The organism is Ralstonia sp. GX3-BWBA (assembly GCF_003290055.1).
In the GTDB taxonomy this organism is placed as follows: Bacteria; Pseudomonadota; Gammaproteobacteria; order Burkholderiales; family Burkholderiaceae; genus Ralstonia; species Ralstonia holmesii.
Genome location: NZ_QMKS01000022.1, coordinates 84678 through 107435 on the forward strand (window position 1 = coordinate 84678; position 22758 = coordinate 107435).

24 protein-coding genes are annotated in these 22758 nt (G+C 62.6%); 17 read left to right on the forward strand and 7 right to left on the reverse strand.

Translation table 11 applies throughout. The features are described from left to right. Positions 1 to 92 precede the first annotated feature (92 nt). Positions 93 to 1319: an MgtC/SapB family protein gene (locus DOD19_RS20795; RefSeq protein ID WP_024978948.1), complete on the forward strand. Its 1227-nt coding sequence runs from the start codon at positions 93 to 95 to the stop codon at positions 1317 to 1319. 52 nt (positions 1320 to 1371) lie between these two features. Here DOD19_RS20795 and DOD19_RS20800 read toward each other — a convergent pair whose 3' ends face one another. Then, positions 1372 to 1839: a CBS domain-containing protein gene (locus tag DOD19_RS20800; RefSeq protein WP_024978947.1), complete on the reverse strand. Its 468-nt coding sequence runs from the start codon at positions 1837 to 1839 to the stop codon at positions 1372 to 1374. A 285-nt stretch (positions 1840 to 2124) separates the two neighbouring features. Between DOD19_RS20800 and DOD19_RS20805 the strand changes: the two genes are divergently transcribed. Genes DOD19_RS20805 through DOD19_RS20830 form a run of 6 tightly spaced genes read left to right on the forward strand, consistent with a single transcriptional unit; the run spans position 2125 to position 5855 of the window. Further along, on the forward strand, positions 2125 to 2625 hold the full coding sequence (locus DOD19_RS20805; RefSeq protein WP_024978946.1) for a universal stress protein: 501 nt from the start codon (positions 2125 to 2127) through the stop codon (positions 2623 to 2625). 40 nt (positions 2626 to 2665) lie between these two features. Beyond that, positions 2666 to 3505, forward strand: a complete 840-nt coding sequence (locus tag DOD19_RS20810) for a universal stress protein (protein ID WP_024978945.1) — start codon at positions 2666 to 2668, stop codon at positions 3503 to 3505. A 33-nt stretch (positions 3506 to 3538) separates the two neighbouring features. Next, entirely contained in the window at positions 3539 to 4192 is a 654-nt protein-coding gene (locus DOD19_RS20815) for a BON domain-containing protein (RefSeq protein ID WP_024978944.1), read from the forward strand. 45 nt (positions 4193 to 4237) lie between these two features. After that, positions 4238 to 4768: a flavodoxin family protein gene (locus tag DOD19_RS20820; RefSeq protein WP_024978943.1), complete on the forward strand. Its 531-nt coding sequence runs from the start codon at positions 4238 to 4240 to the stop codon at positions 4766 to 4768. A gap of 46 nt (positions 4769 to 4814) precedes the next feature. Then, entirely contained in the window at positions 4815 to 5177 is a 363-nt protein-coding gene (locus DOD19_RS20825) for a TraR/DksA family transcriptional regulator (RefSeq protein WP_112187788.1), read from the forward strand. 30 nt (positions 5178 to 5207) lie between these two features. After that, a complete protein-coding gene (locus DOD19_RS20830; protein ID WP_112187790.1) occupies positions 5208 to 5855 on the forward strand; it encodes a BON domain-containing protein in 648 nt (215 codons plus the stop codon). 85 nt (positions 5856 to 5940) lie between these two features. Here the strand turns inward: DOD19_RS20830 and DOD19_RS20835 are convergent, their stop codons facing one another. Then, on the reverse strand, positions 5941 to 6741 hold the full coding sequence (locus tag DOD19_RS20835) for a helix-turn-helix domain-containing protein (RefSeq protein ID WP_024978940.1): 801 nt from the start codon (positions 6739 to 6741) through the stop codon (positions 5941 to 5943). A 295-nt stretch (positions 6742 to 7036) separates the two neighbouring features. On the opposite strand from DOD19_RS20835, the gene DOD19_RS20840 reads away from it, so the two are divergent. The 7 genes from DOD19_RS20840 to mgtA all read left to right on the forward strand — a co-directional run bounded on the left by DOD19_RS20840 (position 7037) and on the right by mgtA (position 16258). After that, a complete protein-coding gene (locus DOD19_RS20840) occupies positions 7037 to 8383 on the forward strand; it encodes a PAS domain-containing sensor histidine kinase (protein ID WP_024978939.1) in 1347 nt (448 codons plus the stop codon). After that, positions 8380 to 9027: a response regulator transcription factor gene (locus tag DOD19_RS20845; RefSeq protein WP_024978938.1), complete on the forward strand. Its 648-nt coding sequence runs from the start codon at positions 8380 to 8382 to the stop codon at positions 9025 to 9027. Before DOD19_RS20840 ends, DOD19_RS20845 begins: the two co-directional genes overlap by 4 nt. Positions 9028 to 9171: 144 nt before the next feature. Continuing rightward, entirely contained in the window at positions 9172 to 10308 is a 1137-nt protein-coding gene (locus tag DOD19_RS20850) for an ABC transporter permease (protein WP_112187792.1), read from the forward strand. Next, positions 10305 to 11009 (forward strand): ABC transporter ATP-binding protein, encoded by a 705-nt coding sequence (locus DOD19_RS20855; RefSeq protein ID WP_204360090.1) that lies wholly within the window; start codon positions 10305 to 10307, stop codon positions 11007 to 11009. Before DOD19_RS20850 ends, DOD19_RS20855 begins: the two co-directional genes overlap by 4 nt. Next, positions 11006 to 12091 carry a biotin/lipoyl-binding protein gene (locus DOD19_RS20860; protein ID WP_112187794.1) on the forward strand — a complete coding sequence of 362 codons (1086 nt, stop codon included), beginning with the start codon at positions 11006 to 11008 and terminating at the stop codon, positions 12089 to 12091. Before DOD19_RS20855 ends, DOD19_RS20860 begins: the two co-directional genes overlap by 4 nt. Further along, positions 12088 to 13578 (forward strand): efflux transporter outer membrane subunit, encoded by a 1491-nt coding sequence (locus tag DOD19_RS20865; protein WP_112187797.1) that lies wholly within the window; start codon positions 12088 to 12090, stop codon positions 13576 to 13578. Before DOD19_RS20860 ends, DOD19_RS20865 begins: the two co-directional genes overlap by 4 nt. A gap of 73 nt (positions 13579 to 13651) precedes the next feature. Further along, positions 13652 to 16258, forward strand: coding sequence for a magnesium-translocating P-type ATPase (gene mgtA / locus DOD19_RS20870; protein WP_112187967.1), 2607 nt, complete (start codon positions 13652 to 13654; stop codon positions 16256 to 16258). 31 nt (positions 16259 to 16289) lie between these two features. Here mgtA and DOD19_RS20875 read toward each other — a convergent pair whose 3' ends face one another. The 5 genes from DOD19_RS20875 to DOD19_RS20895 form a co-directional block, all read right to left on the reverse strand. Then, positions 16290 to 16940, reverse strand: coding sequence for a phosphoribosyltransferase family protein (locus DOD19_RS20875; protein ID WP_024978932.1), 651 nt, complete (start codon positions 16938 to 16940; stop codon positions 16290 to 16292). A 4-nt stretch (positions 16941 to 16944) separates the two neighbouring features. Beyond that, a complete protein-coding gene (locus DOD19_RS20880; protein WP_112187799.1) occupies positions 16945 to 17628 on the reverse strand; it encodes an alpha/beta family hydrolase in 684 nt (227 codons plus the stop codon). Positions 17629 to 17662: 34 nt separating this feature from the next. Continuing rightward, positions 17663 to 18127, reverse strand: coding sequence for a CBS domain-containing protein (locus DOD19_RS20885; protein ID WP_112187801.1), 465 nt, complete (start codon positions 18125 to 18127; stop codon positions 17663 to 17665). A 22-nt stretch (positions 18128 to 18149) separates the two neighbouring features. Further along, the gene (locus tag DOD19_RS20890; protein ID WP_239498064.1) at positions 18150 to 18713 is read right to left on the reverse strand and encodes a hypothetical protein; all 564 of its coding nucleotides are present in this window, start codon (positions 18711 to 18713) and stop codon (positions 18150 to 18152) included. A 109-nt stretch (positions 18714 to 18822) separates the two neighbouring features. Further along, positions 18823 to 20373 (reverse strand): bifunctional aminoglycoside phosphotransferase/ATP-binding protein, encoded by a 1551-nt coding sequence (locus DOD19_RS20895; protein WP_112187805.1) that lies wholly within the window; start codon positions 20371 to 20373, stop codon positions 18823 to 18825. Between the two features lie 127 nt (positions 20374 to 20500). Between DOD19_RS20895 and DOD19_RS20900 the strand changes: the two genes are divergently transcribed. From DOD19_RS20900 to DOD19_RS20910, 3 genes are read left to right on the forward strand one after another with little or no spacing between them, the layout of a single operon-like run. Further along, positions 20501 to 21538 carry a zinc-dependent alcohol dehydrogenase family protein gene (locus DOD19_RS20900; RefSeq protein ID WP_112187807.1) on the forward strand — a complete coding sequence of 346 codons (1038 nt, stop codon included), beginning with the start codon at positions 20501 to 20503 and terminating at the stop codon, positions 21536 to 21538. 44 nt (positions 21539 to 21582) lie between these two features. Further along, positions 21583 to 22239: a nitroreductase family protein gene (locus DOD19_RS20905; protein ID WP_112187968.1), complete on the forward strand. Its 657-nt coding sequence runs from the start codon at positions 21583 to 21585 to the stop codon at positions 22237 to 22239. Between the two features lie 8 nt (positions 22240 to 22247). Next, on the forward strand, positions 22248 to 22754 hold the full coding sequence (locus tag DOD19_RS20910; RefSeq protein WP_024978925.1) for a hypothetical protein: 507 nt from the start codon (positions 22248 to 22250) through the stop codon (positions 22752 to 22754). The last annotated feature ends 4 nt before the right edge of the window (positions 22755 to 22758 follow it).

The window sequence follows — 22758 nt, forward strand, 5'->3', positions numbered from 1 at the left end:
CAGTCGACCATCGACTGCGCCAGATCAATCGGAAAGCGTTGCCACGCGCAATACTGAATGGGTGCAATGCAACGGCCATCCGGCTCCACTGAATGACTTCACTACTGTCCTTCTCGGTTGCCTTGGGCGTGGGCCTGGCGATCGGCCTTGAGCGCGAGCGTAGTCACACCGGCAGCGCAGAGCTGCCGGCAGGCATGCGAACCTTTGCGATTGGGTCGCTGGCAGGCGCCATTGCGGCAAGCCTGCCGGTGCCGTTTGCCTTGCCGATTGTGTTGCTGACGGTCGCGGTGTTGGCGGCGGTGGGTTATCACCATTCGGCCAATGTTGATCCTGGCGTGACGACGGAACTCGCACTGGTGGCGACCACGCTGTTAGGCGCCTATGCCGTGAGCGAGCCCGAAATGACGGCTGGCCTAGGTACGGTACTTCTGGTCCTGCTCTATGCCAAAGCGGGTTTGCATCGGTTTGCCCGTACGGTCATCACCCAGCGTGAACTCGCCGATCTGCTGATCCTCGCCGTCGCGGCATTGCTGATCTGGCCCGCGGTTCCCGACCGGAACATAGGGCCGCTGAACGCCTGGAACCCGCATACGCTGTGGCTGGTTGTGCTGCTTGTCATGCTGACCGGTAACACAGGCCATTTTGCGGCGCGATGGTTTGGAGAGCGCATCGGTTTGCCGCTGGCCGGCCTGTTCAGTGGGTTTGCATCGAGTGTGGCAACGATCACGGCGATGGCGTCGCGGGTCCGGAAGGACCATCGACCCATTGACGGTGCGGTTGCCGCAGCGCTGCTGTCCAACGTCGCCACGATGGTGCAGATGCTGCTGCTGATTGCCGCCATCAGCATCGACTTGCTGCGCGTGCTGGCGGCGCCGCTGGCGGTGGGCATGATAGCGACCGTGGCATGGTCTGCTCTATGGATATGGCGCGGCAGCGAGCCGCTTCAGGAGGCGCCGGAGAGTTCAGCGTCATCCATCAATTGGAGGGTCGCGATCGGTTTTGCGTTGTGGACGGCGGCCTTGCTGCTTGCCGCCGCCGCCGCTCGCACATGGTTCGGGACAGCAGCGGTGGTGGCTGTCACCGTGTTTGGCTCATTTGCCGATGTGCATGCCGCGACTGCATCCATTGCAACGCAGGTTGCTGGTCATACGCTGCAGATATCTACGGCAGGCACGCTGGTGATGCTCGCGCTGACGGCCAACACGTTCTCGAAGGTTGTCGTGGCCATCAGCGGGGGGCGTGCCTTTGCCAGCAGGGTCACCGCAGGTCTGCTGACCATGCTTTTGTCCTGCTGGGCGGTGTTCTGGTTTGTCGCCTAGTCAATTTTAGCTAATGCACATGCGGATCAGACCCGTCACCAGAGGGGAAGACTCAGAGAATCAAATCGGACGGCGCATGCTGGCGGGAGCCGGTCGCGTTCTCGCGACCGAGAATGCCGGCCAGCAAGGTCCATTCGCCGCCCATCGCGCGGATGGTGTCGTCCAGGCTGAGCATGCCCACCAGCCGTTGCTGGCGATCGACCACGGCCAGACGGTGCAGGCCGTGGCTCAGCATCGAGCGCAAGGCTTCACTGATCACGGCGTCATTGTGGATGGTCAGAAGACCGCGCGTCATGACTTCCGAGACGGCGGTCTGGGTGCAATCGCTGCGGCTGGCAATGCCGTGCACCACCATGTCGCGGTCTGTCACGATGCCCACCACCCGCGAACCGCCAGCGGTGTGTTCCGTGACAAGCAACGCCCGGGCGCTTTCGTCCCGCATCAACCGGGCAGCTTGTTGCAGCGTTGCCGTTGCCTGAACGTGGACGATGCGGTGGGAACAAATCTCGTCGACCCTCATGCTGAACTCCGATGCGCGTACGTTTTCACTATAAGAACGGGAAGGTGTCGGAGGTTGATCCCGCACAAGGTGCCGTGAGCTTTCCGTGACTGCAGCAGGAGGCAGTCGATAGCGAACGAGTCTATCGAGCGTTGGACGCAAGCGCTTGAGGCAGATCAAGTGGCATGGCCGGCGCATCCGGTGAGCCAAACGCTGATGTAAATCAAGGGGTGATCCGCTTGGTGGTCCAACATGGAATCCAGCAACCCCGTTTGGGGCGGACGACGGATTCGACGGAGGCAGATCATGTACGACAGGATTCTGGTGGCGGTGGATGGCAGCCCTACGGGAGATCGCGCGCTGGACGAGGCAATCCAGCTTGCGCAAAAGCTCGGCTCTGAGCTGGTCATCGCCCACGTGATCGACAACTCGTATCTGATGTACGACGTTGGCTATATCGATGTCGGCGCCTTTACCGAGGCATTGGTCAAACAAGGCAATCAAATCGTTGCCGACGCGCGGGCCAAGGCCGAAAAGGCAGGTGTGCACGTCCACAGCGTGGTGGTGGACGACCCCATCGGAACCTTCGATATCGGCACTGCCCTTGAACAGGCGGCCCACAACGTCGGTGCGCAAGCCCTGGTGCTGGGCACGCACGGGCGTCGCGGCTTCCAGCGTTTGCTCCTGGGCAGCGTGGCCGAGAGCGTTGTACGCCGGAGCACGCTGCCGGTGCTGCTCGTCCGCGCGTTGCCCACGGAAACACCGCACGCGGCGACCGAACCGCTAAGCAATGCCGTCATTGCCTAGCCGGGTAGCTCGTCCTCTGACACAACATCGGGATCTGACCATGAGCTATGCCAGTGTGATGGTGCATCTGGATCGCAGCGAACGCGCCATGCACCGCCTCAACCTTGCGGCCCAGTACGCGCAGGCGCACGGCGCCAAACTCGTCGGCATCTATGCGAGCTTTGCGCCAAGCCTCAGCTGGTTCTACATGATGGAGAACGCTGCGCGCTATCTGGAGGAAGACCGCATCCGGCGCGACGGCATCCGCGATACCGTACAAGCGCGCTTTCGCCAGGCGACGGAGCGCCTTGGGGTGGAAACGGAGTGGCGTGCCGTGGAAGGCGATCCCGTGGCACTCGTGCTGCGCGAAGCGCGGGAGACCGATCTTCTCGTCGTCGGACAACGGAACCACGATGACCCGGATGAATTTATCGCCGGCGACTTTGTGGAAACCCTGATCCTGGAGTCGGGCCGCCCGGTGCTGGTTGTGCCGTACGCGGGCAACTTCACGGCATTGCCGCAGCGCGTTCTGGTGGCCTGGAGCGGCGGTCGCGAATCGGCCCGTGCGCTGCACGACGCCATGCCAATGATGACGGGCGCAAATGTGCACGTGCTGCAGATCACGAGCACGCAGCCGAAGCACTGGGCCGAAGAAACCACGGTGGGTCAGGTGGCGCGTGCATTGAACGCGCGCGGCATTCACACAACGGTGGAAGAGACCGACTGTGCAGATTCCGACACCGCCGTAGGTGAGTTGCTGCTCTCGCGAGCGGCCGATTTCAATGCCGATCTGATCGTGATGGGAGCCTACGGGCACAGCCGCTTGCGCGAACTCGTGCTGGGCGGGGTGACACGCACCCTGCTGAAGACGATGACCGTGCCGGTGCTGATGTCGCACTGAGCTTCGACCTCAATTGAACCAGAGAAGGTCGCCATGAAAAACGATATCCAGCTTAAGCACGATGTCGAAGAAGAACTGCAATGGGACCCGGCGGTGGATGCCAGTCGCTTTGCAGTGCAGGCCAAGGACGGCGTCGTCACGCTCTCCGGCGGCGTCGACACGTTCGCTGACAAGCATGCCGCGGAAGAGGCGATCCGGCGGGTTGCCGGTGTGACCGCCCTTGTCATCCACGTGGATGTACGGATGCCGCCGGATATGGAACGCCCGGATGACGAGATTGCGCAGGCAATCAGCAGTGCATTGCATTGGAATGCATCGGTGCCGTCCGGTGCAGTACAGATCACCGTCGAAGACGGGGCCGTGACGCTGCGCGGTGAAGTCGACCAGGACTTCCAGCGCCGTGCGGCGCTAGACACGGTGCGCAGAGTCCACGGCGTGAAGTCCGTGGCCAATGCGCTGACATTGCGCCCCGCCTCCGGCCCGGCGGATCTGAGTGATCGCATTGCGAGGGCGCTGCAACGCCTGGCGGTGGTCGACGCCTCGCGCCTCAGTGTTTCCGTGGCGGACGGGACGGTGACCTTGTATGGGCCGCTGCGCAACCTCAACGAGTGCCGTGCGGCTCGCGAAGCCGCATGGGACGCGCCGGGCGTGCGTGCCGTTGTCGATCAGATGTGGGTTGTTTCCTAGAGGCAATTGCCCGTTCCACTGCTTTCGAAACCCCTGGAGTACGAGATGGAAAAGAAGCTGATCGTGTACTACTCGCGCACCGGCACGGCACGTCAGGTAGCCGAACAGATGGCTGCGCAAAGCGGATGGCAGCTTGCCGAGGTGACGGACGAGCATCCGCGTGCCGGCTTCTTGGGAGATGCGCGCTGTGTCATCGAAACGGTATTCCATGCGCGCGCCAAGTATCGCTATGAAGGTCCGTCCCTTGATGAAGTCGAACACGTCATCGTGATCGCACCCATCTGGATGGGCCACCTGGCTTCGCCCATGCGGGACTTCCTGGCTGACCAATTGCCCGGGTCCACGCACCTGTCCGTGATTTGCGTCATGGCGGCGCGCGGGGCATTCCGTGCGGTCGAAGAAATCATGCGGATCACCGCCACCATTCCCGCGCCGGTGCTGGCGCTGTTCCAGCGCGACGTGCTCAGCGGGTTATCGCAGGAGGAGATGGCGGGCTTTATCGATCAGGTGAAGGCGGCCGGCCGGTGGGAGCAATCGAGGCAGCGTCCGGCCTGGCTCTCGCCAACGGAAGCGTGAAGCCGAACACACGGTGCGACGCTGAATCAACAGAAGGAGACTCGGCATGACCCGCTTTACCGAGGCGCAATGGAAACGGCTGAGGAGCTTGCTCGACGAACAGGAAGCACGCGTGCAGCGCCAACTATCGGCGCTGGGCGCATCCGTTGTGCCGATGCCCCGTGAAGCGCCGTTCGAGAACGCGGATCTTGCCGATGAAGAGGCGGGGGACCAAACGAACGACGTCATGCTTGTGCGTTACCGAAGGGAGCTTGAGCAACTGAATGCTGCACGCGAGCGTATGCAGCAGCACAGCTACGGCATCTGCGTCGATTGTGGCGAAGCGATTCCGTTTCTACGCCTGCAAGCCCAGCCGACAGCCATGCGCTGTCTGTCTTGCCAAACGGCGCGTGAACGCCACTGGGCATAGCCAGGCGACTCTATCTAGCAGGAGCGAGGTATGAAAAGCGATCTGGGTATCAAGCAGGACGTCAACGACGAACTGGTTTGGGAACCTGCGGTGGATGCCGCGGCGATTGGTGTGGAAGTGGAAAACGGCGTGGTGACACTGACCGGCCACGTGCACAGCTACATGGAGAAGCTCGCTGCAGAGCATGCGGCCGAGCGTGTTGCTGGTGTGCGTGGAGTCGTGCAGAAAATCGAAGTCCGTCTGCCGGGAGTACACACGGACGCCGACGTTGCCCAAGCGGCCCGTGCCGCGCTGGAATGGCAGGTCAGCCTACCGTCCAACCGCATTGAGGTGCTGGTCGAAAATGGCTGGGTGACGCTCTCGGGTGAGGTGGACTGGCCATATCAGAGCGAACAGGCGGCGCATGCGGTGGGATCGTTGCGCGGTGTCGCCGGGCTGATCAACCGGCTGCGGATCAAAGCGCGCGTGGCGCCGGCCAATGTTGCCGAGCAGATTGGTGCGGCGCTCAAGCGGCATGCCGCGCGCGAGGCCGACCACATCCGCGTCTCTGTTCAGGGCGGGACGGTTACGCTCAGCGGCCACATCGGTTCCGCAGCGGAGCGGCGCGCGGCCAAGGGGGCGGCATGGTCCGCACCTGGCGTGACGGAAGTCATCGATCATCTCCAGATCGCGCCGTAAGGTTGGAAATATGCAGGAAAAAAAACACGCCGCCCCGCCAGAAAAAGCGGGGCGGCATGTTTTTTTTGAGGGGCAGGCAGAGCGATCAAAGCTCCATCAGGGCGGCCTTGTCGGTCAGCTCGATGTTCTTGCCGCTCACCACGATCCAGCCTTCGCGCTGGAACCTCGACAGCGCTCGGCTGACAGTCTCAAGCTGCATGCCAAGGTAGCTGCCGATTTCTTCGCGGGTCATGCGCAGCGTGAAGCTCAAAGCGGAGTATCCGCGGTCCTGCATGCGCGTGGAGAGATTCAGCAGGAAGGTGGCAACACGCGCTTCCGCGCTTAGCCCGGCGAGCAGCAGCATGAGGCCCGACTCGCGCACGATCTCTTCGGCCATCAGTTGGTGAAGGCGATGTTGCAGTGGGCGGATGTCCTGGCACAGGTCCTCAACGCAATGGAAAGGCATGGAGCAGACCGTGCTGTCTTCCAGGGCAATCGCATCACAGGTGTGGCGATCGGCGGCAATGCCGTCGAGCCCAAGCGTTTCGCCCGATAGTTGGAATCCGGTGACGTGATTTGCGCCGTTGGGGTGCGATACCACGGTTTTGAACGATCCCGACCGGATGGAATACAGCGCGTGGAAGATGTCACCCGCACGGAAGAGTGCTTCGCCCTTGGCGATCTTGCGCCAGGTGTGCACCATCTGGTCCAGCTGTTCGCGTTGCGCGGATGGTACAGCGCTCGCGATGCAGGCCCAGTGCATCATGCAATTGGCGCACTGGCTGCTGGGGATCAGTGGCGTTGTCTGGCGGACCTGTGTTGCGTCGCGCACGAGCCTGAGCTGAGGAAGTGAAGCAGGATGGCGGGTTTCGACGGGTGCAGGGGACTCTATCGTGCGCGGAATCATGGGGCGGCTCCGGAAGGCGTCTGTAGTGTTTGAACCACACATCCTCGGTGAGATGGTGGGTATCCGGTCACAGCGTTCCACCAGGGTCCGGTGTCCGTACGCTCAGTATCGGAGGTGCCGGGTTTGCACGAAATCAGGCAGTGCTGAGATGGTCGTCGGGATGTGCCATGCCGTTGTCAGGGTTCCCTGACAGCGGCGGCAGGGTTTTCCGGGGGGCGTCTCCTTCACACGGCTAGTATCTCCAGCCTTAGGAATGGGCTATGTTGATTGCATCCCGACCTTTTGATGGTGTCCGGTGGCGGAGAAAGACGCTCAATCCTCGAAGGCGACGCACAGGCGGCGGCTGCAGTTGCAATCCACCTCAGCCGAACTTGTGGTGGGTGGGCTGGCCATTTTGCTGCTGGCCGCGTCGGTTGCCCGGCTGGCATTTGCCCTCAACGCCGGGGACGCTCCCTTTGTTTTGCTAGCCTCGGCAAGTATTTCTGCCGTGATCGCACTGGTGTTCTATTGGCTGCGGCTACGGAAGTTGCGAGCCGCCGTCGCCCGCGATCTGTCGTACCTTGAAAAGAGCGAAGCCCGGTTGGCCGGCATCATCCGCTCGTCCATGGAAGCCATCATTTCAGTCGATGACAGCCAGCGCGTCGTGCTGTTCAATCCCATGGCCGAAACACTGTTCGGTTGTTCAGCTCGCCAGGCCATCGGTCGGCCACTGTCAGACTTTATTCCCGAGCGGTTTCGCGGCGCGCACGAAGCGCACGTGAGGCGCTTCGGGGTGACGGGCGTGTCGGAACGCCAGATGGGTAAGCAGCGCCCGCTGTTTGCCCTGCACACCGATGGGCGAGAGTTCCCGATCGAAGCGTCGATTTCGCAGATCGAGGTGAACGGCGGCAAGCTTTTCACGGTGATGCTGCGCGATACCACGGAGCGTGCCCGCGCGGAAGCGGCGCTGCGGCGCTCTCAGGAAGAGTTGCAACATCTGTCGGACAGCGTTCTGGCAACGCGGGAAGAGGAGCGGCACCGCATCGCCCGTGAACTGCACGACGATCTGGGGCAACGCCTGAGTGCGCTCAAGATGGACATTTCGCTGCTGGCGGCGGATCTGCAGGCCGCACGGAGCGACAAGGCGCTGATCGACCAGACCCAGGCGATGCAACATGTGATTGACGAGACGATCGTTGCCGTGCGGCAGATCTCAGCGGATCTTCGGCCGCCGTTGCTCGACGAGCTGGGGCTTGTGCCTTCCATCGAGTGGATGGCCAAGAATTTTCGCCAACGCTTTGGCCTGGTCGTGACTGTGCATGCACAAGAACTGGCAATGAACGAGCGCGCTGCCATCTCGGTCTTTCGGATCGTGCAGGAGGCGCTCAACAATGTCGTGCGCCACGCCGATGCCACTCGCGTTGAGATCGAGTTCTCGCAGCAGGAGGACGTGCTGGAGTTGTCCATTCAAGACAATGGGCATGGCTGGAGTGGGGCGCCTCCGGCGGTGGGTGAACGCAAGCCGCTGGGGTTGCTTGGCATCCGCGAACGGGCCCGGTTACTGGGCGGGCAGGCAACGATCACACACGTGCCTGGGGGCGGCTTTCGCTTGAGTGTGAGCTTTCCCGCCGTTCACGAAGCCATTGAGGAGGCACGGACATGATTCGCGTGATGATCGCCGACGATCATGCCGTGATGCGCGATGGCGTGCGTCATATCCTGGAGCGCGCGGGGGATTTTGAAGTCGCATGTGAAGCCTCTGACGGTACGCAGGTGGTGCAACTGGTGCGCGACCATCAACCGCAGGTGATCGTGCTTGATCTTTCGATGCCGGGGCGCAGCGGGCTGGAGCTGCTCCGCCAGCTGCACGATGATCACCCCAGGGTGCGCGTGCTGGTGCTGACCATGCATGCTGAAGAGCAGTACGTAGCGCGCGCCTTCCGTGCTGGGGCGGCCGGTTATCTGACGAAGGAAAGCGCCGCGACGGAACTGGTCAGTGCGCTGCAGAAAGTGGCGAGCGGCGGCACCTATGTCAGTCCGCCCATGGCGGAGAAGCTCGCCCACAGCCTGGGCGAGCCCAGTGATGAGGCCGCCCACACGCGCCTGTCCGACCGTGAAATGGAGGTCTATCGCCGGCTGGTGCGCGGCGAGCCCTTGACCGAAATCGCCACAAGCCTGTGTGTGAGCGCCAAGACCATCAGCACCTACAAGATGCGGTTGATGGACAAGCTGCAGCTCTCAAGCGAAGCTGCCCTTGTGCGTTACGCAATACGTCATCGCTTGTTCTCCGACGACGATACGCTGTAGCGCAATCCCCGCAGGACCCAGCGCGGTCTTGCGACACGTCAAAGGCCGCCGCGCCCGAATCGCTATCGTTGATGCACATGCATCGGCCGGTCGATATCACGCCCGGGGCGTATCCCTGTCTGCCATGCATGGCCTGGGGGCCATGTGCAAGCCATTCTCAAACTCGCCTACAAGCTGCTGGTCAATGACAAGGCCAAGTTGAGCGGTTTGCTGGTCGGCATTACGTTTGCGGTGTTTCTGATGATCGAGATGACGTCGCTGTTTGCGGGCGTGCTCAATCGGTCTTCGTCTGCCGTGTACAACATCGGCGCTCGCATGTGGGTCATGGATCCGGCTGTCAACACCGTGGCCAATTCCATCGGCATGCCGGATTACGTTCTTGATGCGGTACGCAGCATTCACGGCGTGAAATTTGCCGTACCGCTGTATTCAGGCGGCGCACTTGTGCGTCTGAACAGCGGAGCCTATCAGCCCGTGACCGTGGTCGGCATCGACGACACCAGCCTGTTCGGCCGCCCTCGCATGCTCAGTGGCCGTATCCAGGATCTGTACGGCGAGAACGCCTTCATCGTCATCCAGGACGCCGAGTTCGGGAAGCTCGAAAACCCACATATCGGCACGGAATTCGAAGTCAACGACCATCGAGGGGTGATCGTCGGCATTGGCGAGGTGGCAACAAGCGGATTGTTTGGCGTGCCCACCCTGTACACAACGTATCGCCGCGCTGTGCAATATCTGCCCGGTACGCGCTACACGATGTCATACATCCTGATTGAGCCCAAGACCGAGGCCGACATTGCAGCGATCGAACGTGCGGTAGACCGGCTAGGTTATCGCGCCGTGACCAAAGAAGAGTTCATCAACCGCATTTCTCGCTTCTATACCTTCCAGACCGGGCTTGGCACCAACATCCTGCTGATGACGGTGATCAGCTTTGTGGTGGGGTTGTCCATATCGGGGCAGACCTTCTACACCTTCATCCTGGAAAACCTGGAGCGCTTCGGCGCACTCAAGGCCATCGGGGCCAAGGGGCGCGAGCTGGTCACGATGATCGTCTTCCAGGCCACGTTCGTGGCGCTGGTTGGCTACGGGCTGGGCATCGGCCTATGTGCCGCGTCGATCGCGCTGGTGCGTCTTCGCATTCCCGACTATGCGGCCATGATCACGTTCACCAATCTGATGCTGGCGCTGGCCATGGTGGTGGTGATTGCCGGCATATCGGGCTACATCGGGGTGCGCAAGGTCCTGCGCATCGAGCCCTTCGACATCTTCCGGGGTTGATCGTGGCCAATGTTGCCATTGCCGCGCAGGCACTCGATAAATGGTTTGGCGAGGGCGAGGCGCGTACTCGTGCGCTCATGCAGGTCAGTTTCGAGGCCGAATTCAACGAGATGCTGTTCATTGTCGGGCCTTCGGGCAGTGGCAAGACCACACTGCTGAGCGTGATCTCCGGCATCCTGCGCCCCGATGGCGGCCGCGCGGTGGTGGATGGGGTCGACATCTGGAGCCTGGGTGCCGACGCACTGGCCGATTTCCGCCTGGGCAAGATTGGCTTCGTGTTCCAGGACTACCACTTGTTCCCGCGCCTCACCACGGTTGAGAACGTCGCCATCCCGCTGATCCTGCGGCATGTCGCGTGGGATACGGCACTCGATCAGGCCATGCATTACCTCGATGTGGTCGGGCTGAAGAACCGCGCGCAGTTGCCGCCGGTCAAGCTCAGCGGCGGTGAACAGCAGCGCGTGGCCATTGCACGTGCCATCGTCACGCAGCCCGACATCCTGATCCTGGATGAACCCACCGCATCGCTGGATGGCGACACTGGCCGCGCCATCATGCAGTTCGTGAAGACGGAAATCCTGAACGCGCACCGCTGCATCGTGATCGTGACGCACGACGCGCGCATCCTCGACATGGCCAGCCGCATCCTCGACATGGAGGATGGCAAGCTGAGCCGCATTGAACACGGAGAGATGCGATGAAGATCCGATGGTTGTTTGTGCTCTCTGTGATCGGTGCGCTGGCAGGGTTGGGGGCGGCCATTTACTACGCACGGCAGAGGCCGCCGCTGCCGCCTGTCTTCCAACCGGCGGCGAATCCGTACGCGACGGGCATCTACGCCAACGGCATTGTCGAAAGCGATCAGCCCAGTGGCGCCAACCTGAACCTGTATGCCGAAGTGTCGGGCACCGTCGCCCGTATCGCCGTGCAGGAAGGGCAGGCAGTCAAGCGCGGCGATGTGCTGATCCAGATCGAGGATTCCGTGCAACGCGCGCTGACGGCACAGCAGCAGTCGCAAGCGGATGCCGTCGACGCCCAGTTGAACGCGCTGCTCGCCCAACCGCGCAAGGAAGCGCTGGAAGTCACCCGCGCGCAGGTGAACGCCGCAGATGCCGGCTTGCGCACCGTGCAGGATCAGTTGGACAAGCTTGAAGCGGCCGCCCGGCTCAATCCCAAGGCAGTCAGTCGCGATGCAATGGACAACGCTGCCAATGCGGTACGGGTGGCGCACGGCAATCTTGCAGTTGCCCAGCGTCAGTACGACCTGACGCGCGCCGGCGCCTGGAGCTACGACATCCGCACGCTGCAAAAACAGCGCGACGCCTTACAGAAGGGCGCGGCAGCAGCGGCGGCATTGCTCGAAAAATACGCCGTGCGGGCACCGGTGGATGGTGTTGTCATGTCCGTGAACACGGCAATGGGCAGCTATGTATCGCCGCAGGGCACCTATGACGCCTACATACGGGCCAACGTGCCGCTGGTCACGATGAGCACCGGTCAGAACAAGCTGGCCGTGCGTGTGTATGTGGACGAGATCCTGGTACACCGCCTTCCGCCCGGTGCAGTACAGGCACGCATGTTTGTGCGCGGCACCGATGTCAGCGTGCCGCTGGAATTTGTGCGCGTGCAGCCGTACGTGTCGCCCAAGGTGCAGTTGTCCGACCAGCGCTCCGAACGCGTGGATGTGCGCGTGCTGCCGTTGCTTTTCCGCTTCAAGCAGCCAGACAAGCTCGCCGTCTATCCCGGCCAACTGGTCGACGTCTATCTGCAGGGGGCGTCGTGAAAGCGGCGGCGGGGGCGCTAGCCGCAGCGGTTGTGGTCTGGGGCTGCGCGGTCGGGCCAGATTTCCACGCACCGCTGGCACCTGGCGTCGATCGCTATCTTCGTGACGGCGATCCTGCGCAGGCGGCCTCTGCAGACGGCGTTGCGCAACGCTTCACGGCGGCAGCAGTGCCTGCTGCAGACTGGTGGCGCGCCCTCGGCAGTCCCGCGCTTGATCAGGCCATGGAAGCGGCTGTTACGGCCAACCCGAGCCTGCAGCAGGCAGAAGCCAACCTGCGCGCCGCGCAAGACCTGTTGCGAGCTGGCGCGGGAGTGTTCTACCCGCAGGTGGCTGGATCAGCCGATGTGTCACGTCAGGCAGCGGTGCCCGCCAGGCTCGGACAGACCGGCGCGCCAAGCCTTTTTACGCTGTGGACACTGGGGGCATCCATCAGTTACGCGGTCGATATCTTTGGCGGCAATCGGCGTGCGGTGGAATCACTGGCGGCGCAAGCGGAAGGGCAAAGGTACGCGGTTGCCGCCGCCTACCTCGTGCTGACCGGCAATCTGGTGAACGCCGTGATCGCGCATGCCGCCTATCAGGCGCAGATCGACACCACGCGCAGCCTGATTGCCGTGGTGCGCGAGCAGGTGGAGATTGCACACGCACAGGTCGAAGCCGGCGTCATGGCGCATGCCAGCGAGTTGAGCCTTGCTGCACAATTGGCGTCGTTGGAAGCATCGTTGCCGCCGCTGGAGCAGAAGCGTGACCAGGCTGCGCATCTGCAAGCGGTGTTGGCCGGCCGATTTCCTTCCGAGGCAGACGCCGTAGACGTTGCGCTCAACGGGCTGCAACTGCCGGCGGACCTGCCCAGGCTGGTGCCCTCTGAACTGGTGCGCCAGCGGCCCGACGTTCTGGCCGCACAGGCGCGCCTGCACCAAGCCAGCGCAGAGGTGGGTGTTGCAACGGCGGCGATGCTGCCAAGCCTGACCCTGAGCGCAGACTACGCCCGGATGAGCGGTCGTAGCGCCGATCTGTTCGGTGCGAAAGCCGGCGCCTGGAGCGTGGGGGCAAACCTTGTCGCCCCGCTATTTGAAGGCGGTACCCTGTATTTCCGCCGTTCCGCATCCCGGCAGGCATTGCAGGCTGCCGATGCCGGCTATCGGCAGGTGGTGCTCGCTTCATTTGAGCAGGTGGCCGATGTGCTGCGTGCGCTTGAACACGATGCAGTGCAGCTTGATGCACAGTTGCGCGCGCAGGCGGCGGCAAGTGCCGCGCTGGAAGAGATCAACGCAGACTACCGTGCTGGTGTTGCCGGCTATCTGCAGGTGCTCAGTGCTGACCTGCAGTATCAGCAAGCCGTGCTCGGCACGCTGCAGGTGCGTGCACAGCGGCTGCAAGACACCGTGGCGCTGTTCCTTGCGCTGGGCGGCGGCTGGCGTGGCGCCGGCGTTGAACCCCCAGTGGCGGGCACGCACGACGGCCGCCCAGGCAACGATGGCCGTTGAGTTGCGTCAAGGCCCGACGCGCGTCCTGCGCTCTAATGGTTTGCACATCCATGCGGTTTGCTCGCAATTTCCTATGCACATCACGTCCGTGCCGTATCCGCATTCGCCCGCCGACGATCTCTCAATGTGGTCGGCGCTTGCCTCACAGGACGTGCTGGACCGGCTTCAGACCCAGACGCAGGGCCTGACGCAGGAAGCCGCTGCACAGCGCCTGCGCGAATACGGGTTCAACCGCGTGGCCAACGGCCATCACGAAGCTGTGCTGATTGAGTTGGTGCGCCGATCGGTCAATCCGCTGAATCTGCTGCTGATCTCGCTGGCGGGCGTCTCGGCGGTGTTGGGCGATGTACGGGCGGCCGTGCTGATTGCCGTCATGGTGGTGCTGAGTGTTGTGCTGGGCTTTCTGCAGGAGCACCGCTCGAACCGGGCGGCGGAAGCACTGCGTCGCATGGTGCATACAACGGCAACGGTACGGCGCATCGGTTCCGATGGCGCCGAAGCGAGCCAGGAAATCCCGATCGAGCAACTGGTGCCAGGCGATATCGTTCAGCTTTCCGCCGGTGACATGATCCCGGCCGACTTGCGGTTGCTCAGTGCGAAGGATGTGTTCGTCAACCAGTCGGCACTGACTGGCGAAGCCATGCCACAGGAAAAGCACGCGCAGCCCTCCGACAGCCATCCTGCGGCGGATTTCGACCGGCCCAACCTGTGCTTCATGGGCAGCGCAGTGGTGAGCGGCTACGCCACGGCCGTTGTCTTGACCACCGGGCACCGCACCGCCTTTGGTCATGTGGCCAACCTGATTGCCGGGCAGCGCGTGCAGACCAGCTTTGATCGCGGCATTACCCGATTCACATGGCTGATGCTGACGCTGATCCTGGTGATGGCGCCCACGGTCTTTCTCATCAATGGATTGACCAAGGGCAACTGGTTTGAGGCGCTGTTGTTTGCGGTGGCGGTGGCCGTTGGCCTGACGCCCGAGATGTTGCCGATGATCGTCACGGTCAATCTGGCCAAGGGCGCCATCGCCATGTCGCGCAAAAAGGTCATCGTCAAGCGGCTCAACGCCATCCAGAATTTCGGCGCGATGGACGTGCTGTGCACCGACAAGACCGGCACGCTTACGCAAGACCGCATCATCCTCAAGCATCACCTCGACTTGCGCGGCGAAGAATCCGACCAGGTGCTGGAGTACGCATTTCTTAACAGCTTCTATCAGTCGGGCTTGAAGAACCTGCTGGACGTGGCCGTGCTCAAGCACGTGGAGCTGGAGCAGCGTCTGGATGTGCATGCGCGTTTCCAGAAAATCGATGAGCTGCCGTTTGACTTCGAGCGCCGGCGCATGTCGGTTGTGCTGGCGCAGGACGACGGCACGCATGTGCTGATCTGCAAGGGCGCGGTGGAAGAAGTGCTGGCCGTCAGCGCGCGTTACGTGAGCGGCGATGAGGCAGGCCCGCTGGAGGCAAGCCACCTCCAAGATACGCGGCAGTTGGCGGAGAACCTGAATGCGGACGGTTTCCGTGTCGTGGCTGTTGCATACAAGGAGATGCCGCCCGAGCAAAGCCAGTACGCCGTGGTGGACGAGTCGGGGTTGACGTTGCTGGGGTATATCGCCTTTCTCGACCCGCCGCGTGATACGGCCGCGCCTGCCATTGCCGCATTGAAGGCAAGCGGCGTGGCAGTCAAGATCCTGACCGGGGACAACGCCATTGTTGCGCGCAAGATCTGTCGCGAGGTCGGTCTGGCCGTGGAACCGGTGGTGCTTGGCACCGAGCTGGCTGTCATGTCACCCGACCAGATGGCCGACATGGCCGAACGCGCTTCGGTGTTCGCCAAGGTGTCGCCCGCGCAGAAGGCGGCCATTGTCGAGGCACTGCACCGCAGAGGTCACGTCGTGGGCTTCATGGGTGACGGCATTAACGATGGGCCGGCGCTCAAAGCCGCGGATGTTGGCATCTCGGTGGATAGCGCGGTCGATATTGCCAAGGAGTCCGCCGACATCATCCTGCTGGAGAAAAGCCTGGCGGTGCTGGGCGAGGGCGTGACGGAAGGGCGCAAGGTGTTCGGCAACATCGTCAAGTACATCAAGATGGGCGCCAGCTCAAACTTCGGAAACATGTTCAGCGTGCTGGGCGCAAGCCTGTTTCTGCCCTTTCTGCCAATGGCACCGGTGCAGGTGCTGCTCAACAACCTGCTCTACGACTTCTCGCAAACCGCCATCCCGACCGACAACGTGGACGACGAGTACCTGGTCAAACCACGACGGTGGGAGATCGGCAGCATTCTGAAGTTCATGCTGTACATGGGGCCCGTCAGTTCGTTGTTTGATTTTGCGACCTACGCGCTGCTGCTGGGTGTCTTTCACGCGTGGGCGGATCCGGCGCTCTTCCAGTCCGGGTGGTTTGTTGAATCGCTGCTCACGCAAACGCTCATCATCCATATCATCCGCACAGGGAAGGTGCCGTTCGTGCAAAGCCGGGCGAGTACTGCACTGGTACTGACCAGCATCACCATTGCCTGCGTGGGCGTCGCCATGCCGTTGACATCGGTCGGGGCGCTCTTCGGCTTTGTGCCGCTGCCGGCAGCGTACTGGCCCGGCCTGGCAGCGATCGTACTGACCTATGGGTTGTTTGCCTACGTGATGAAAGCCTGGTACGTGCGCAGATACGGTCTGGATTGAATCCGGGCGTGGCGCGCCTGTAGAGGCGGCGTCAGCCAGCCCGGCGTTCGGATTGCGGACCCGCGGCCAGCGCGGCACACACCTCGGCATCCTCGACCTGAGGAAAGTCGGTGTAATACAAGCCGACCGCGCGAAAACCCTGCGGCGCGTAGAGGCAGACGATCTCATCGGCCAGCGGTCGAATGTCGTCCAGGCTATCTGGTGCCGCCACGGGAACCGCGCAGATGAGGCGTTGCGGATGACGCTGCCGTATGGCGTGGAGTGCCGCCTTCATGGAAGCCCCGGTCGCCAGCCCGTCGTCGACCACGATCACAACGCGTCCTCCTACGTCATACGGACCGCGGTTCGGGGTATAGAGCGCACGGCGCCGACGGATGACGTCCATCTGTTCTGCGCTTTCCTGTTCGAGGTATGTCGTATCTGCACCAATGCGTCCTGCATAGGGTGCGATGTAGGTCCAGCCGCCTTCTTCCACAGAGCCGACGGCCAGTTCGGGGTTGAACGGTGCGCCGAGCTTGCGAACCAGCACCACATCGAGCTGACCGCCAAGCGCGGTTGCGATGAGAGCGCCCATGGGAACCGCACCCCTTGGAATGGCCAGCACCAAAGGGTGCATGTCCTTGTACTTCTCCAGTGCCTGCGCGAGCATACGCGCCGCATCCAATCGATCTTTGAATCGCATGGGGCTACCTCGCGTGTCTGTGGGGTTGGGTGGTTGCACTCAGGTGGCGGACAAACCATGCCCGCGCCAGCTCGGCGACCTGCTCAAGCGCGCCTTCCTCTTCAAAAAGGTGCGTTGCGTGGGGCACCGTCTCCAGGGCTTTCTCACAATGCATCTGGCTCAGGGCTTGCCGGTTGAGATCGAGCACGTCCAGATCGGCTGCGCCAACGATCAGCAGGGTTGGGCAGGCGAGTTTGCCCAGCGCGCGTTGGCCGGCAAGATCAGGGCGACCACCGCGGCTGACGACCGCTTCGATTGGGTCGGCGTCGTCCGGCTCGGCAGCCGCCAGAATCGCGGCTGCGGCCCCCGTGCTGGCGCCGAAGTACCCCAGCCGCAACCCGCGTTCGCGAGCGATGTTGCCTACCGCGTGCGTGGCTGTATGCAGACGCCGCGCCAGAAGGTCGATATCGAACCGGCACGAGGCGTGCGATGCCTCTTCGGCGCTCAACAGATCGAATAGCAGCGTGCTTAGGCCTGCGGCGTGGAGCTGATCCGCAACGTACTGGTTCCGTGGACTGAGCCGCGAGCTTCCGCTGCCATGCGCAAAGATCACCAGGCCCGCCGCGTTGCCGGGGCAGTACAGGGTGCCTTCCAGCACGGCATCGTCCGCCACGATGTCCATGCTGAGAGAAAGCGGCTCGGGATTCATGGGGAGGTTTTCCTGAAGTGGAGTGGCAGCCGATTTAGACGCTCAGCGGCGGCTGGACGCTGCCGGTGGTCTCGCGTTCACGCTCGTTATGGACGAGGCGGGCGATCAGGCTCCATTCAGTGGCCATTGCGCTCAGCACGTCGTCCAGAGACAGCACTCCAACCAGCGCGCCGTCGGACGTCACACCAACACGCCGCACGCCGCATGAGAGCATTTCCTGCAACGCGTCGCTGAGGCTGGCATCGAGCGGTACGTTGGAGATGCCCCGGCTCATCACATCGGCCACACAGGTCTGGGAGGGGCTGACGCCAACCGCAACCGCATCAAGCACGATGTCGCGATCCGTGACGACGCCGATCGCGCGGGGTCCGGAAGGGGTGTTCTCCGTCACGACCAGCGCACCGACATGCTTCTGGCGCATCTGCTGTGCCGCCTCCTGAAGCGTGCACGAGAGCGGAATATGAACTGCATTGTGTGAATAGACGTCCTGAACTCGCATGACGGGCTCCTTGGCCTGTTGATCAGGCGGTCTTCTCAGCTCTTGTCGTGGTGGATCGTGCCAGTCCGTTCTTCTTCGCCTCGGAGGCTGGCGGGGCCATGAGGTTGAAGCTGTCAAAGAAGGCTTTCAGCGAATCGGAGGACGCGGCAAACAACTGTGAGGAAGAGGTTTGAGCTTCGGGTGGCTGCATCTGCTGCGTCCACTCCGTCAACCGACGCAAATAGGCGGCCTGCAGCTTGTTCGTGAACTCGGCCCACGTCTTTAGAGCGTTAGCACCGTGGCTTGATTGCATCTTCATGAAGACGCTTTGTGCAGTGGCCAGCGATGTCCAGTCATGCGTGCCGCTCAATTCATGTTCCATCTCACGCACGTCTTCCAGCGCAGCCTCGGCCAGCTTCAGGCGCAAGCGTGACAGGTCAATTTGTGCCTCGAGCATGAAGCTGGCGGTGCGGCTCATGTCGCGCATGACAGCGCATGCCAGATTGCATGCCATATCAGCAGGTTGTTGCATTGTGATCTCCGGTGGGGTCTTGGCGGGCAGGTGAGCCGGGCCGCCGAATAAGGTATCCATATGCAGCGTAGGCACTCTGCAGTTGTGTGCGTTGATATGGCGCAAATTGGCGGCCGCGCGTGAAATACCATTGCCACGGTGCTTGGTCTCAAGGCACTTGGTTGCCTGGCCTGCCCAAGCGAAATCACTGCTCTCTGCCTCTGATGTAGGGCACCACGTTGGAGATCTCGCCAGGGATCACATGTGCCCGCTCCTCCACGCTGAGCGGCTGTTGTGTGGCGATCTGCGCGTCCAGCACGTGCTGGTCCGCTTCCGAGGCGTCGAGTCCGCCCCGCATGCGATTGCGGATACGCATACGCAGCGTGTCGACGTCGGCAACGCAGTCCGCGATGGCAACGGCCACGCCCAATCGGTGGGCCAGAGAGAAGAAACGTCTGCGCTGGCGCTCGGCCAGGAACGTGGCGTCGGCAATCATCGGAAAACCGGCGCTTGCCCCCAGCTTGCAGACGGCGGCCAGACGCCGATAGGTACGTTCGACTGCGCGCGGCAGGTAGCGATCGACGGCGGCGACATACCGGGCGCGTTGGCGCTCGACGTCGGAGCGCACGCGGATCATCCCTTCTGCTTCGGCAAGCTGTGCGGCGCGGGTGGATTTTCCGCTGCCGGAAAGGCCATGCATGACAAGAATGCAGGCGTCGTTTCGGCAGAGCAGCTCCCGAGACAGGTCGAGCATGCGGCGTGCCTCGCCGCGCAGCTTTGCTGCCAGATCGGGGGTTCCGTCCAACTGATGAGCGCGCTCCAGCAGCACACGAGCACGCACGAGTGCGCGCATCGATGCGTAGAAAGGCAGTACCGCCAACCCCGCATAGTCACCACATCGTTCGAGATAACGGTTGATCAGCCGATACGCCAGTCCATGCAGGCCCGCGGCGAGCAAATCCATGAACAGAAAGGCGGTGTCGTACATGGTGTCGATCCACCGGAGCGAGGGCGAGAATTCCAGACAGTCGAACGGCGTCGGCTGGCCACCGATCAACACGATGTTGCCCAGGTGAAGATCGCCGTGGCATTCGCGGATGTGGCGGCCGCGCCGGCGTGACGCGAATGTCTCTTCGAGGCGGTCTGCATGCTTGCGAAGCAGCGCTACCGTGGCCGCCGCAATCGGGGGTTCAGTGCTGAGGGCAATCACCCCCGCTGCGCAGTCCTCAAGCGTGCGCCGAATGCCTGAGGGTGTTCCGTCGTCTGAAATGGGGCCGCAGACAGGCGCGGTTGCGTGGAAGTCTGCGATCAGATCGGCCAGCGCGTCGATCTCTTCCGGGCGCAGTCGCCCGGCATGGGCCAATGCACTCAGTACGTCCTGCTGGGCAAACCGGCGCATGCGGACCGCGTACTCACAAGGCGTGCCTTGTCCATCGACGTAGATTGCGCCCGTGGCCGGATCGTGCGAAATGGGCACCACGCCAAGGTATAGCGCTGGGGCGAAGCGGCGGTTGAGACGGCACTCCTCCTCGCAATCGGTTTGCCGCGCACGAAGCGTCGAAAAATCGACGAAGTCCAGCTTGATCGGCTTGCGCACCTTGTACGCAAATTCTCCGGCCAGGAAGACCCACGACAGATGGGTTTCGATCATCTGCAGATCCGCAGCGGGGTGCGGATACGCTGCCGCCTCAAGCATGCGGGTGACCAAGGCCTCCGCTGGCTGCGTGCATGGAATGGTGGGCGCTTGTTCGGCCATACGCGGGTTTCGCCTCCGGATATAGAAGGTCAATATCGCGCGGTTGCTGCCATGCGCCCTGACGTAGATCAACGTCCGCGCAGGGCGGTTGCCTAGCATGGAGTCATCGTCCTCGTTGGTGATTCCCATGAAAGCACTCGTCTACGAAGGGCCCGGCAAGATCACCCTGGCCGACAAGCCGAAACCGGAATTGCAGGCGCCCGGCGACGCGGTAGTGCGCGTCACGTTGACGACTATTTGCGGTACCGATCTGCACATCATCAAGGGCGACGTGCCGACCTGCGAGCCGGGGCGCACGCTGGGCCACGAGGGCGTGGGCGTGGTGGAGTCCGTGGGCGCTGCCGTGACATCGCTCCAGCCCGGTGATCATGTGCTGATCTCGTGCATCTCGTCTTGCGGAAAATGTGCGAACTGCCGGCGCGGCATGTACTCGCACTGCGAGACGGGCGGCTGGATCCTGGGCAATCGCATCGACGGCGTGCAGGCCGAGTACGTCAGGATTCCGCACGCCGAGACCAGCCTTTACAAACTGCCGCCTAGCGTTGATGAAGAGGCGCTGGTGATGCTGTCTGACATCTTTCCGACTGGATTCGAATGCGGCGTACTGAATGGCCGCGTCCAGCCCGGCAACAGCGTGGCAATTGTCGGTGCAGGCCCCATCGGGCTGGCCTCGTTGCTGACGGCGCAGTTCTACTCGCCGGCGCAGATCATCATGATCGACACGAACATGGCGCGGCTGGAAGTAGCCGACCGGCTGGGCGCAACGGCCTGCATCAACGTCTCCAGTGAAGACGCCGTTGCCGCCGTGAAGCGGCTGACGGATGGCGTGGGGGTCGATTGTGCGATCGAGGCAGTGGGCGTGCCCGCGACGTTCGAACTCTGCCAGCAACTGGTTGCGCCGGGCGGGGTGATTGCGAACATTGGGGTGCATGGCGTCAAGGCAGACCTGCATCTGGAAACGTTGTGGAGCCAGAACATCGCCATCACAACAAGGCTCGTGGATACGGTCAGCACACCGATGCTTCTGAAAACGGTGCGCGCGGGGAAGCTTCTGCCAGGGCAGCTCATTACGCATCGGTTCAAGCTCGATGACATCCTCACTGCCTACGATACGTTCCGCAACGCCGCGAAGACGCAGGCACTCAAGGTGATCATCTCCGCCTAGGCGGCACATGTCCGATGGATTTTCAGTTTTGTGAGGTGGATGCCATGAGCAAGGCGATGCTCCTGTCTTATGACCCTGTGCAACATCTACTGCCGCAGCCAACGTCCCACGCGGCGCCACCGGCAACCATTCCGCTGGCGCCGCCGCTACTGGATGGCGGCAACACGTTGACTGCCGCGCTGACCAAGCGGAAAAGCGTGCGGGAATTCGCGCCCACGCCACTGTCGCTGCAGCAACTGAGCGAATTGCTATGGGCGGCGAACGGCATCAACCGGCCGGAAACAGGCGGGCGCACCGCGCCTTCAGCGCATGGCCTGAACGAGATCGACATCTACGCCGCTCTGCCGGAAGGCGTCTACGAATACGAGCCTGTGGCGCACCGCTTGCGGCTCAAGCACGCCGTGGACGCGCGCAACCTGACGGGGTACCAGGATTTTGTCGGCAAGGCGCCGCTGGATCTGGTGTACGTGGTGAACCATGCTCGTGCAGACCAGATGCCCGAAGCGGTGCGCGAAACCTTTTCCGGCGTCGCCGCAGGAGCGATCTCGCAAAACGTGTCGCTTTACTGTGCTTCGGCCGGGCTCGGCTGTGTGGTGCGTGGCTGGCTCAATCAGCGTCTGCTGGCAGAAGCCTTGTCACTCAATGAAGACGAGGTTCCGGTGCTGGCGCAGACGGTTGGCCACCCGGCCGCTGATCAGTGAGGTATGAGATGAGCCAAGCAGGTCGTTTTTTGCCACACGGCATTCTCGCCGCGTTGGTTTTGGCCGCCAGCGCGCACGCTGGTGCAGTCGGGCCGGATGCTGCGGCAGCGCCGGAGGTCCGCGTACAGAACGAGATCGCCTATGTGTCAGGTGGCGTGGGGAGCGACGAGCGCGACACCATGCATGCGATGGCACGTCGTTTCAATGTGCGGCTGAACGTGGTGTCGGCCAGAACCGGCGAGGCGTTGTCGGATGTGGATGTTTCGGTTGCCGATGATCGCGGCAAGCTCCGTTTGCGCGTGCGCACGGAGGGCCCCCTGTTGTATATGCGATTGCCTCGCGGGCACTATCAGATAACGGCCGCGTATCGGGGTGTGATGCAGACCCTGAGCATTCGCGCCGGCGCACAGCCGGTCGATACCGTTGTGCGGTTGCGTATCGAACCGGAAACAGACCGGTGGCTGCTGTGCAAGCGCGATTGCCCTCGCACTGGCGCACGTCCGACGACGCGATGAGGCC